The sequence below is a fragment of the Mesorhizobium sp. B2-7-3 genome, assembly GCF_006440715.1.
Taxonomy (GTDB): Bacteria; Pseudomonadota; Alphaproteobacteria; order Rhizobiales; family Rhizobiaceae; genus Mesorhizobium; species Mesorhizobium australicum.
The window spans coordinates 115,822-127,869 of the sequence record NZ_VFTY01000004.1 but is presented as its reverse complement, the minus strand read 5'-3'; the positions used below and the strand labels follow the sequence as shown (position 1 = coordinate 127,869).

Genomic DNA, 12,048 nt, shown 5'->3' with positions numbered 1-12,048 from the left:
GCCCGCTTTTGTTTATGGAGCACGGCCATGTCCGCTGAAGCGTTGAAGACGCTTTTTCATCCATTCGAGGCCGAGGCTCTTTCCCCGCCGGGCAGGGACGAGCGCATTCTCTTCCTTGGCGCCGAACCCGGCCTGCGCTTGCCACAAGGCTTCGAGGCTACGCTGCATCTCGTACAGGGCTTTCGCCCGTATTTCCGCGCTTTGCAGGCGGTTGGCTTCACGGTCACGCCGCGATCGGCTGGTGAGGATTTCGATGCAGTGCTTGTGCTCGCCGGCCGCCATCGCGGCGAAAACGAACTGCGCATCGCCGAGGCTCTCGAGCGGGTGGCGGAGGGCGGATTGATCGTCATTGCCGGTGGCAAGGAGGATGGCATCGCAAGCCTGCGTAAGCGCGTCGGCGATCTTGTTCTCCTTGATAGCCACATGCCAAAATATCACGGCATTGCCTTCTGGCTGCGTCGTCCGGTTGATGTGCAAGCCGCCGCCGCGCTTCGCGCCGCCAATCCCGACTTGCTTGTTGAGGACCGGTTCCGCACCGCACCCGGCATGTTCTCCTTCGACCGCGTCGATGCCGGTTCGAAACTGCTGGTCGACAATCTGCCCGGTGATTTGCGTGGCACCGCGGCCGATTTCTGCGCCGGCTGGGGCTATGTGGCGGCCGAGATGGCTGCCCGCTGTCCGGGCTTGTCGGCCCTCGATCTTTACGAAGCCGATTTCGATGCGCTGGAGGCCGCCAGGGGCAACCTTGCCAACACCGTGGCGCAGGGCTTCTTCTGGACGGATCTGCTGGCCGAGCCTGTCGAGCGCCGCTACGACGTCATCGCAATGAACCCACCCTTCCACCGCAGCCGTGCGGCCGAGCCCGAGATCGGCGTCGGCATGATCCGCGCCGCGGCCAAGGCCTTGAAGCCCGGTGGGCGCCTGTTCATGGTCGCCAACCGCCAGCTTCCCTACGAGCCGGTGCTGTCGGCCGCCTTTGCCAGCCACGCCGAGCTTGCCCGCGACGGCATGTTCAAGGTGTTTGTCGCACGGCGCTGACGCGATGCATTTAATGCGTGTCGCCCGGAAGTGTCATCGGTTCGGGGACAACGCCATCCATAAATCGGAAGCTTACAGCAGGTCGGGCGAATCCTATTGCCGCGACATGTTGTAGGTCAGTGTAGATTGGCGACGCGCCGGACTTCGTCGGTGGCGTGCCTGTCACCAGCGCTGAATTTGAGCGGCGCCGGCCGGCCGAACAGATAGCCCTGCACCACTTCGCAACCAGCTGCCCGCAGCAGTGTCGCCTGGTTCTCGGTCTCGACGCCCTCGGCAATGATGCTGACGCCAAGCGCCCGGGAAAGCCCGACAATGGTCGACACGACCGCGCCGGAGCTCGCATCGGTATCGATACGGCTGACGAAGGAGCGGTCGATCTTCAGCTTGCCGAATGAGAAGTCGATCAGATAGCTGAGGTTGGAATAGCCGGTGCCGAAATCATCGACGGCGACCGAGATCCCCATCTCGGCGAGTTCTTTCAGGATGGCGGCCGCGCGGTCGCGGTCCTGCATCATCGCCGTCTCGGTGACTTCCAGTTCCAGCCGTGACGGCTTGATGCCGGTGCTCCGCATCGTGTCGCGCACAAGGCCGACGAAATCCTTGGTCATGAACTGGACCGGCGAGATGTTGACGGCGACGAAACAGTCGTCCGGCAGATGGCGGGCATCGCTGCAGGCCTTGCGCAGCACCCATTCGCCGATCGGATTGATCATGCCGGTCTCCTCGGCGATCTGGATAAACTCCATCGGAGGGATCATGCCGCGTTCGGGATGCTGCCACCGGATCAACGCCTCGTAGCCGACGATGCGGCCGGTCGGAAGGTCGAGCTGCGGCTGATAATGCAGGTCGAAATCGCCGCGCTCGAACGCATTGTGCAGTTCGGACTCGACCCATTGGCGATGGTCGGCCACCCGCCCCATATCGCTGTTGAAGACCGACCAGTTGCCAACCCCGCTGGCGCGCGCATTCTGCAGCGCCAGGTTGGAACGGCGCAGGATGAGGACCGGATCGATCCCATCCTTGGGCATCGCCACGATGCCCACCGACAGGCTCACCGATTGCTGGTGGGTGCTGAGTTCATACGGCTCCATCAGCTCGTCGATGAGCCTCTCGACCATGCTTTCCAGGGTCCCCTGGATCTGGTGATCGGGAAGCAGCACCGCGAACTCGCCGGCCCCGATCCGCCCGATCAGTGCGCGCGCCGGCACGCAGTCGCGCAGCCGCTTGGTGAAGGCGCGGATCAGTTCGTCACCGTGAGTGTAGCCGATTGCATCGTTGATCTGCTTGAACCGGTCGATGTCGATGTCGATCAGGAACATCGGTTCCCCGGTGCGGCTTGTCGCGCATGCCGCCTCGGCGATCTTGCCGACCATCGCCGGGCGGGCCAGCAGTCCGGTCAGCTTGTCGAAATGGGTTTCGTTGAAGACGAAATCCGCTGATTCATCGACACCAGCAAAGAAGGACATTGCCGCCACCGATGCGGCCAGCGCACAAAGCGCGGCCATGATCGACACCATCATATCAGCCGAAATGCCGGCAAATCCGTCGCCGAGACCGTGCTTCAGCCCCCAGATTCCGATGACGAAACTGCCAATGCCCGAACTTGCTATCGTGAGCAGTCGGAACACGGGTGTTCGCTTCGGGTTGATGGCGGCAGGCATGAAAAGGTCCCCAGATGGGAAGCTTTATAGCGGAAACCTTCTTAAAATGAGTTTCCGCGAATGAATCCAATTTTACTGGAGAGGATTATTTTCTTTACTGGCAAAAGACCCGCGTGACCGGGGCCGCTCGTCAGTCGCGACCGCCATCCGTCTGCTTCAACTCATCGAGGGTCGGCATCGACACGATATGGTAGCCGGAATCGACATAGTGGATTTCGCCTGTGACGCCGGAAGCAAGGTCGGACAGGAGATACAGCGCGGAGCCGCCGACCTCGTCGATCGTCACCGTCCGGCGCAGCGGCGAGTTCCGCTGCTGGTAGGAGAACATGTGGCGGGCGTCCGAAATGCCGGCGCCGGCCAGTGTACGCACCGGACCGGCCGAGATGCCGTTGACCCGGATGCCGCGCGGACCGTAGTCGTTGGCGAGGTAGCGCACGCTGGCCTCCAGGCCGGCCTTGGCGACGCCCATGACATTATAGTTCGGCATGACGCGGACCGAGCCGGCATAGGTCAGCGTGATCATCGAGCCGCCGGCGGTCATCAGGGGCGCGGCATTGCGCGCCACCTCGGTGAAGGAATAGCAGGAGATCACCATGGTGCGGACGAAATTGTCCCGGCTGGTATCGGCATAGAGGCCTTTCAACTCGTTCTTGTCGGAAAAGCCGATGGCATGGACGACGAAGTCCAGTCCGCCCCACGCCTTGCCAAGCGTCTCGAACGTGGCGGCGACCGAAGCGCTGTCCTCGACGTCGCAGGGAACGACCAGCGAAGCGCCGAGCTTGTCGGCGAGCGGCTTGACCCGGCGGCCAAAAGCCTCGCCCTGGTAGGTGAAGGCCAGTTCCGCCCCCTGTTCGGACAATTTCCGGGCAATGCCCCAGGCGATCGAATGATCGTTGGCAACACCCATGACAAGCCCGCGCTTGCCCTTCATCAATCCGTCCATGGCCGGCAATCCTTATATGAAAAACTTGGCCTTATGCGGAGTAGCGCTGGAAAACGAGCGTCGCGTTGGTGCCGCCGAAACCGAAGGAGTTCGACAGAACGGTGTCGATCCCTGCGTTGTCGATGCGCTTGCGTACGATCGGCATGCCCTCGAATTCCGGATCTAGCGTCTCGATATGGGCGCTTTCGCCGATGAAGCCGCCTTGCATCATCAGGATCGAATAGATGGATTCCTGCACGCCCGCCGCGCCCAGAGAATGGCCGGTCAGCGACTTCGTCGACGTGATGAACGGCATCTTCTCGCCGAACACTTCACGGATGGCGCCCATTTCCTTGGAATCGCCGACCGGCGTCGAGGTGCCGTGCGTGTTGATGTAGTCGACCGGCGTGGAAACCGTCGCCAGCGCCTGGCGCATGCAGCGGACCGCGCCTTCGCCCGAGGGCGCAACCATGTCGAAACCGTCCGAAGTGGCGCCGTAGCCGACGATCTCCGCGTAGATCTTGGCGCCGCGCGCCTTGGCGTGCTCCAGCTCTTCCAGCACCAGCACGCCGGCGCCGCCGGCTATGACGAAGCCGTCGCGATTGGCGTCGTAGGCGCGCGATGCGGTCGAGGCCCTGTCGTTGAACTTCGACGACATGGCGCCCATGGCGTCGAACAAGTCCGACATCGTCCAGTCAAGATCCTCGTGGCCGCCGGCAAAGACCATGTCCTGCTTGCCCCACTGGATCAGCTCGTAGCCATTGCCGATGCAATGCGCCGAGGTCGAGCAGGCCGAGGAGATCGAATAGTTGACGCCATGGATCTTGAACCATGTGGCCAAGGTTGCCGAGGCCGTCGACGACATCGCCTTCGGCACCGCGAAGGGACCGATGCGCTTGGGGCTGCCGTTCTTGAGCGTGGTTTCGGCCGCCTCGACGATGGTGCGCGTGGAGGGGCCGCCCGAACCCATGACGATGCCGGTGCGCTCGTTGGTGATGTCGCTCTCGTCGAGGCCGGCATCCGCGATCGCCTGGTCCATGGCGACGTGATTCCACGCCGCGCCCTGGCTCAGGAATCGCATCGCGCGGCGGTCGATCATCGCCGAAGGATCGAGCGTCGGCGCGCCCCAGACCTGGCACCGGAAGCCATGTTCGGCAAAGGAATCGGAAAAGCTGATGCCGGATCTGGCGTCATGCAGCGAGGTCTGCACCTCGTTGGCATTGTTGCCGATCGACGACACGATGCCGAGGCCTGTGACTACGACACGTCTCATTCGCAACTCCTTCCAGGGATGCTGGCCAATGCGCGGGCCAGGGCTGCGGTCAAGCGACCGCCGACTGCTTGGACAGACCGACCTTCAGGTCCGTCGCCGCATATATGGGCTCGCCATCCGCCTTCATCCAGCCATCGGCGATGCCGAGCACCAGCCGGCCGCGCATCACACGCTTGAAATCAACGCCGTACTCGACCTTCTTGACCGATGGCGTGACCATGCCCTTGAACTTGACCTCTCCGGTCGACAGCGCCATTCCCTTGCCGGGTTCGCCAAGCCAGCCGAGATAGAAGCCGGTCAATTGCCACAGGGCGTCAAGGCCGAGACAGCCCGGCATGATCGGATTGCCTATGAAATGGCAGGCAAAGAACCACAGGTCGGGCTTGATATCGAATTCCGCGCGAATGAAACCCTTGTCGAAGGCGCCGCCGGTCTCGCTGACCTCGGTGATGCGGTCGAACATCAGCATCGGCGGGTAGGGCAACTGGGCATTGCCCTCTCCGAACAGCTCGCCACGAGCGCAGGCCAGCAATTCTTCGTAGTCGTAGCTGGATTTCGAACCCGCCATCAATTTCGTCCCCATATCGTCCGGGCGGTAGCGCGCCCTTGTCGTTGGTGTCCTAACACAATCTGTTTCAGGCCGGAAACCGGCGTTTGCGCTTAACCCGCCAGTCTGCCCGGGTCAATGCGCGCTATTGATCGCATTCGGGCGACAGAATATATGTCAACAGGGGTCCGGTTCCGGCAGACATTCATTTTTTTGCCATTCTGGGCGTGTCTCGAAGCGGGACTGCGAGCTTGGAAGACCAGATGGACCGGGGCTGCCGGAAGGAAAATGTCGCTGTGGACAAGCGGGTACGTGAAGCCGGCCTGAGGCCGACCCGTCAGCGCATTGCGCTGGCCGACCTGCTTTTCGCCAAGGGCGACCGCCATTTGTCGGCTGAGGAACTGCATGAGGAGGCGCAGGCCGCCGGCGTGCCGGTATCGCTGGCCACCGTCTACAACGCGCTTCACCAGTTTACCCAGGCGGGGCTGCTGCGCATTCTCGCCGTCGAAGGTTCCAAGACCTACTTCGACACCAACACCTCCGACCACCACCATTTCTACATCGAAGGCGAAAACAGGATTTTCGACATCGCCAACGGCCCGGTAACCGTCACCAATCTGCCGGAGCCGCCCGAAGGCATGGAGATCGCCAATGTCGATATCGTGGTGAGGCTGCGTCCCAAGCGTCCGGAATGATCGGCAAGGCCGGAATAAGCGGTCTGGGATGAAATTCCTCAATTGGATAGTCCGGCTCGAATGGGCCGTCGCGGCGGCTGCCGCGATCGTCTTCTATGGCGCGACAGGCGTTTCCTGGTGGCTCTTCGCGTTGCTCATCCTGGCGCCGGACCTGTCGATGCTGGGTTATCTCGGCGGCCCACGCGTCGGCGCCATTGCCTACAACGCCTTGCACATTCTGATCGTACCGGTGCTTGTGTTGCTTGCCGGGCACCTCGCCGGCAGTGCGGTCGGCAACGCCGTCGCACTGATCTGGATCGCGCATATCGCGATCGACCGCGCGCTGGGCTACGGCTTGAAGCTGTCAACAGGATTTCAGGATACCCATCTCGGCCGTATCGGGCGCAAAAGCGAAACGTTCAGTCCTTGACCCGCTCGCCCGGATAAGCGCCCCAGACGACCGACTGGGCAAGCCAGCCGGTGTGGCCGTCGAACGTCATCTCGCACCACTGGCCGTCGCAGGCTTTGATCGTGCCCATGACGCCGGGTTCTACGATCGCCACCACTCTGGCATCCTTTTCGGGGCTCTTGAGAAGGTTGATCTGGCCGCCCTTGCCGCGCTGCCAGGGAGCGACGATTGCGGTACGTCGGCCCGAAAGCAGCGACTGGTTGATCCATCCTTCCGAGCCGTCGGCGTCGCGCACGCGCCGCCACGTATCGAATTCCTGGATGATTTCCATGGGCAGGCCAGCCTTCATGTACATCCAGTCGACCGAATAGTTGGCGCCGGGGCCGACACGCGAGTTGACGCGGCCGGATTTCAGGCTGACGAATCGCGGCAGCGGCAGGCCGCTCGGTCCGAGCGTGATGGCGCTCTGGGCGGGAGCGGCCGCGCTTTGCGCGCCGGCAAGCGGAGAATAGAGAAGAGCGCCGAGAAATGCTGCGCTGAGGGCCAGGCGAAGCGACGCGAAACCAGACACTTTCGTTCCTTTCGGCACCGGCCCGATGGCTGCGGCACCCCTTTTTCTTTGTCTTCGGCGGCACCGCTTGTTACATGGGTAAATCGGCTACCGCGACCGGCTTTCAGTTTCGCCTGTCTTGGTTAAAGAGGTCTCAACGAGGGAAACAATGGTAGGCAAAAAGAAGCCTCTCGTGGTCATCACGCGAAAGCTGCCCGACCCGGTCGAGACCCGCATGCGCGAGCTGTTCGACGCAAGGCTGAACGTCGAGGACAGGCCGATGACGCAGCCGGAACTGGTCGCTGCGGTCAAGGAAGCCGACGTGCTGGTGCCGACCGTGACCGACCAGATCGACGCCGCACTGATTGCCCAGGCCGGCGACAATCTCAAGCTGATCGCCAATTTCGGCAACGGCGTCGACAAGATCGACGTGGCGGCGGCGGCCAAGAGGGGCATCACCGTCACCAACACGCCCAACGTGCTCACCGAAGATACCGCCGACATGACCATGGCGTTGATGCTGGCGGTGCCGCGCCGGCTGGCGGAAGGCGCCAGTGTGCTCACGGGCGACAAGAAATGGGCCGGCTGGTCGCCGACCTGGATGCTTGGCCGGCGCATCTGGGGCAAGCGGCTCGGCATTGTCGGCATGGGCCGCATCGGCACCGCCGTTGCCAGGCGAGCCAAGGCTTTCGGCCTGTCCATTCACTATCACAACCGGCATCGTGTGCTGCCGGCGGTCGAGGATGGGCTGGAGGCGACCTATTGGGAAAGTCTCGACCAGATGCTGGCCCGCATGGACATCATCTCGGTGAATTGTCCCTCGACACCCGCTACCTTTCATCTTCTGTCGGCGCGGCGGCTCGCGTTGCTGCAGCCCACCGCCTATATCGTCAACACTGCCCGCGGCGACATCATCGACGAAGAAGCGCTGGTCAAGCTGATCCAGGACGGCAAGATCGCCGGCGCCGGCCTGGACGTTTACGAGCACGAACCGGCCCTGAACGGCAAGCTCTTGAAGCTGGCCGCCAGGAACAAGGTCGTGCTTCTGCCGCATATGGGCTCGGCCACGCTCGAGGGCCGCATCGACATGGGCGAGAAGGTCATCATCAATATCCGCGCCTTCGTCGATGGCCATCGCCCGCCGGACCGCGTGCTGCCGCTCAGGACCTGAAAACCTTCCAGGCGCCGGCTCTCATAAACCGAAGCTTACGAATGGTCTTGCGCATGGTGATGGACGTCGGCCTGTCATAGCCCTCATGCGCCGTCCGTTCGGTTTCGCGAAAGCCGAGCCGGGCAAAGGCGGCATGATTTGCGGCCAGTTCGATCCTCGTCTCCAGTTCGATGTCGGCCTTGCCGCGGCTGCGGGCCAGATCTTCGGCCGCTTGCATCAGCCGCCGGCCAATGCCTTGCCCCTGCCGGTCCGGGGCGACGGCGAGCTTGCCGACATAAAGACCCTCGGCCTTTTCGAGAGCAAAAACGCAGCCCACGATCCTGTCGCCGTCGAGCGCCAGAAAGCCTGTCTCCCGCAAGGCTTTGGCGCGCAGTGCTTCGACTGTGAGCAGGTGAGCCGACGACGGCGGGTCGATGATGTCGTCCATGAAGGCGAAGGCATGCATGATCAGGGCAAGCACATCACCCCAGCGGCCGAAATCGGCGGGGATTTGCGTGATCGAAACAGGGGGTTGTTCCAAGATCAGCGTCTTTTGTAGCGGATGGTCTCGAAGCGGGCGGCGAGCGCATCGTAAAGCAGCAGCCGGCCGATCAGCGGCTCGCCTATGCCGGTGACCAGTTTGATCGCCTCCATTGCCTGCAGGGTGCCGACGACGCCGGTCAGCGCGCCGAGCACTCCGGCCTCCGCACAGGACGGCACCAGGCCCGGCGGCGGGGCTTCGGGAAACAGATCCCGATAGCTCGGGTTCGGCTTGCCGTCCCTGCCGTCCTCGAAAGGCTTCAACACGGTGACCGAGCCATCGAAACGTCCGACGGCCGCATGCACCAGCGGCTTCCCTTCGCTGGCGCAGGCATCGGCAACCACATAACGCGTCTCGAAATTGTCGGACCCGTCGACGACGATATCGTACTTGGCGACGAGGGCAGGGGCGTTTTCCGCGGTGAGCCGGAATGTGTGCGTTTCGACCGATATGTTGGGATTGATGCGGGCGATCGCAGCGCCGGCGCTCTGGGTTTTCAGCATGCCGACCGTATCGGTGCCGTGAATGACCTGCCGTTGTAGGTTGGAGAGCGAAACAGTGTCGTCGTCGACAATGCCGAGCGTGCCGACACCGGCCGCGGCGAGATATTCAAGCACCGGCGCCCCGAGCCCGCCAGCGCCGATCACCAGCACCCGCGCCTGCTTGAGCTTCTGCTGGCCAGCGCCGCCGACCTCGGGCAGCACGATGTGGCGGGCATAGCGTTCGATCTCGTCGGCGGTGAGGGCGGTAGTCATGTCAGGACCATATAGCGGCCGAAAAATATTGTCAGGGGTCTTCGGTTGGCCCAACCGTGCCATGGTCGACCGTCAGGAACTGAGCGCGGCCATGCAGGCTGGAAAACAGCGCCGCATCGGTACCCGTCATGAAAGCCTGGCAGTTCAGGTCTTCCAGGATCGAGAACAGTGCCGCGCGCCGGCCGCCATCGAGGTGCGCCGCGATCTCGTCGAGCAGCAGGATCGGCGTCAGGCCGGACATTTCGCCGGTCAGCCGGGCATGCGACAGCACGATGCCGACCAGCAACGCCTTCTGTTCGCCGGTCGAGCAGAGTTCGGCCGGCATTGCCTTGGGCCGGTGCCGGACCATGAGGTCCGAGCGGTGCGGGCCCTCGAGGGTACGTCCGGCGGCGCGGTCGCGGTCGCGGCCATCGGCAAGCGCCCGTCGGAACCGCTCCTCGACATCGACCGCCGGCGCACCGGCAATCTCGGCCTCCAATTCACCCGAAAGGCCGATATCGGCCCGCGGAAACGGTCCGGTGTCGGGCAGCCTGTCGATCATGGCCACCAGCAGGCGCACCAACTCGGCGCGCGCGGCCGCTATCGCCACGCCGGTCTCGGCCATCTGCGTCTCTATCGCCTCGAACCAGCTGGCATCCCGCGAGCCTTCCGTCAGCAAGCGGTTACGGCCTCGCATCGCCTTCTCGTAATCGAGTGCGCGCTGGCCATGGCCGGGATCGATCGCTAGCACCAGCCGGTCGAGAAAGCGCCGGCGATCCGCGGCCGGCCCGGTGAACAGCGAATCCATCGCCGGCGTCAGCCACACGACCCGCAGCCATTCCAGCATGTCCTCGGCCCGCGCCGCGGCTCCATTTATACGCACCCGCCTGCCGCTCTCCGCGGTGTCGCCCCCGGAAATGCCTGTACCGATCTCGACCTCGCCTTCAGGTCCGTCGAGCCGTGCATGCAGGGCAAAACCGCCATCGCCACCCTCACGGGCCACATCCCCGTAGGCTGCGCGGCGCAAGCCGCGTCCCGGTGTCAAAAAGGAGATCGCTTCGAGGAGATTGGTCTTACCGGCACCATTGTCGCCGGAAAAGACCACGGCGCCCGGCGCGACATCTATCGCAAGGGTCGCATAGTTGCGAAAATTGGTAAGCGTGAGCTTACTTATGTGGGTTTGTGCCGGCAACCGCTATCCGCCTGTAGAAGTCGCCGCAACCAAGGCCTAGTCGTATCGCCAGCGACGCCGCGCCGGCTATACCCGCATCGGCATCAGCACGTAAAGCGCGGTCTCATCGGCCATGTCGTGGATCAGCGTCGGCGAACCGGCATCGGCCAACATGAATTTGGCCTCCGTGCCGGTCAATTGCGCGGCGACATCGAGCAGGTATTTGGCGTTGAAGCCGATCTCGATCGGGTCGGCCGAATAGTCGGCCGCCAGTTCTTCCGTGGCGCTGCCTGAATCCGGATTGTTGACCGCAAGCGTCACCTGGCCTTCGCTGATCGAGAGCTTCACCGCGCGGCCGCGTTCGGAAGAGATGGTCGAGACCCGGTCGACCGCGGCGGCGAAGCTTTGGCGGTCGAGGATCAGCTTCTTGTCGTTGCCGGTCGGAATGACCCGCTGATAGTCCGGGAAGGTGCCGTCGATCAGCTTCGAGGTGAGGACGACGCTGCCGATGGTGAAGCGGATTTTGGTGTCGGACAGTTCGGTGGTCACGGCGACATCCGGATCGTCGACCAGTTTCTGCAACTCGCTCACTGTTTTGCGCGGAATGATGATGCCCGGCATGCCCTCGGAGCCGGCCGGCGCGTCAATCTCGGCGCGCGCCAGCCGATGGCCGTCGGTTGCCACCGAGCGCAGCTTCAGCTTGCCGCCGACTTCGTGCGTGTGCAGGTAGATGCCGTTGAGATAGTAGCGTGTCTCCTCGGTGGAGATGGCGAACTGCGTCTTCTCGATCAGGCCCTTCAGCGCCACCGCATCGAGGCGGAAGATGTGCGAGAAGGATCCGGCCGAAAGCTCGGGAAAATCGGATTGCGGCAGGCACTGCAGGCGGAAGCTCGAGCGGCCCGACGTCACCGTCATGGCGTTGCCGTCCTCATCCGTCTTCAGCATTACCTCGGCGCCGTCGGAGAGCTTGCGCACGATGTCATAGAGCAGGTGCGCGGGGACCGTCGTCGCGCCGCCGCGCTCGACCTTGGCGGGCGTCGCTTCCGTCACCTCCAGGTCGAGGTCGGTGGCCTTCATTTCGAGGCTGGCGCCGTCCGCGCTGAGAAGCACGTTCGACAGGATCGGTATGGTGTTGCGCCGTTCGACCACGCGGTGCACGTGGTTGAGCGACTTCAGGAGATTTGACCGTTCCAGGATAACACGCATGACGAAACAGGCTCGCTTGAATGAATGAACGGGTCTCCGGCTGCCGGCGGCCCGCGAAAGCTCTGAACAGGCTTCAGAATCTACGCAAACTGACAGGAAAAAACCAGTGAACGCAAGCCCGCGCCACCGGTTCGGGCCGGTTGCGCGGGCTTTCTGGGGATAAAGCTGGCCA

At 63.2% G+C, this 12,048-nt stretch carries 13 protein-coding genes; 4 read left to right on the top strand and 9 right to left on the bottom strand.

Annotated elements, in window-relative coordinates; all coding sequences use genetic code 11:
• Positions 1-27: 27 nt before the first annotated feature.
• Entirely contained in the window at positions 28-1,038 is a 1,011-nt protein-coding gene (locus FJW04_RS10800; protein ID WP_140714038.1) for a class I SAM-dependent methyltransferase, read from the top strand.
• A 116-nt stretch (positions 1,039-1,154) separates the two neighbouring features.
• On the opposite strand, the gene FJW04_RS10795 is transcribed toward FJW04_RS10800, so the two are convergent.
• The 4 genes from FJW04_RS10795 to fabA all read right to left on the bottom strand — a co-directional run bounded on the left by FJW04_RS10795 (position 1,155) and on the right by fabA (position 5,462).
• Positions 1,155-2,699: a bifunctional diguanylate cyclase/phosphodiesterase gene (locus FJW04_RS10795; protein WP_140714036.1), complete on the bottom strand. Its 1,545-nt coding sequence runs from the start codon at positions 2,697-2,699 to the stop codon at positions 1,155-1,157.
• Positions 2,700-2,829: 130 nt separating this feature from the next.
• Positions 2,830-3,642, bottom strand: coding sequence for an enoyl-ACP reductase FabI (fabI, locus tag FJW04_RS10790; RefSeq protein ID WP_140660650.1), 813 nt, complete (start codon positions 3,640-3,642; stop codon positions 2,830-2,832).
• Between the two features lie 31 nt (positions 3,643-3,673).
• Positions 3,674-4,894, bottom strand: coding sequence for a beta-ketoacyl-ACP synthase I (fabB, locus tag FJW04_RS10785; RefSeq protein WP_015313997.1), 1,221 nt, complete (start codon positions 4,892-4,894; stop codon positions 3,674-3,676).
• Positions 4,895-4,943: 49 nt separating this feature from the next.
• Positions 4,944-5,462: a 3-hydroxyacyl-[acyl-carrier-protein] dehydratase FabA gene (fabA, locus tag FJW04_RS10780; protein WP_127276870.1), complete on the bottom strand. Its 519-nt coding sequence runs from the start codon at positions 5,460-5,462 to the stop codon at positions 4,944-4,946.
• A 242-nt stretch (positions 5,463-5,704) separates the two neighbouring features.
• On the opposite strand from fabA, the gene irrA reads away from it, so the two are divergent.
• On the top strand, positions 5,705-6,136 hold the full coding sequence (gene irrA, locus FJW04_RS10775) for an iron response transcriptional regulator IrrA (protein ID WP_015313995.1): 432 nt from the start codon (positions 5,705-5,707) through the stop codon (positions 6,134-6,136).
• 28 nt (positions 6,137-6,164) lie between these two features.
• Positions 6,165-6,545 (top strand): DUF4260 domain-containing protein, encoded by a 381-nt coding sequence (locus tag FJW04_RS10770; protein ID WP_140714034.1) that lies wholly within the window; start codon positions 6,165-6,167, stop codon positions 6,543-6,545.
• On the opposite strand, the gene FJW04_RS10765 is transcribed toward FJW04_RS10770, so the two are convergent.
• The gene (locus FJW04_RS10765) at positions 6,535-7,095 is read right to left on the bottom strand and encodes an SH3 domain-containing protein (RefSeq protein ID WP_015313993.1); all 561 of its coding nucleotides are present in this window, start codon (positions 7,093-7,095) and stop codon (positions 6,535-6,537) included. The two genes, FJW04_RS10770 and FJW04_RS10765, sit on opposite strands and share 11 nt — an antisense overlap.
• Positions 7,096-7,243: 148 nt before the next feature.
• On the opposite strand from FJW04_RS10765, the gene FJW04_RS10760 reads away from it, so the two are divergent.
• Complete coding sequence (locus FJW04_RS10760; RefSeq protein ID WP_140660652.1) at positions 7,244-8,245, top strand: D-glycerate dehydrogenase; 1,002 nt, start codon at positions 7,244-7,246, stop codon at positions 8,243-8,245.
• Here FJW04_RS10760 and FJW04_RS10755 read toward each other — a convergent pair.
• The 4 genes from FJW04_RS10755 to dnaN form a co-directional block, all read right to left on the bottom strand.
• On the bottom strand, positions 8,235-8,765 hold the full coding sequence (locus FJW04_RS10755; protein ID WP_181172920.1) for a GNAT family N-acetyltransferase: 531 nt from the start codon (positions 8,763-8,765) through the stop codon (positions 8,235-8,237). The genes FJW04_RS10760 and FJW04_RS10755 overlap by 11 nt on opposite strands.
• A gap of 2 nt (positions 8,766-8,767) precedes the next feature.
• Entirely contained in the window at positions 8,768-9,520 is a 753-nt protein-coding gene (locus FJW04_RS10750) for a molybdopterin-synthase adenylyltransferase MoeB (protein WP_015313990.1), read from the bottom strand.
• Positions 9,521-9,551: 31 nt separating this feature from the next.
• Positions 9,552-10,691 (bottom strand): DNA replication/repair protein RecF, encoded by a 1,140-nt coding sequence (gene recF / locus FJW04_RS10745; protein WP_015313989.1) that lies wholly within the window; start codon positions 10,689-10,691, stop codon positions 9,552-9,554.
• A gap of 66 nt (positions 10,692-10,757) precedes the next feature.
• Entirely contained in the window at positions 10,758-11,876 is a 1,119-nt protein-coding gene (gene dnaN / locus FJW04_RS10740) for a DNA polymerase III subunit beta (protein ID WP_015313988.1), read from the bottom strand.
• Positions 11,877-12,048: the final 172 nt, after the last annotated feature.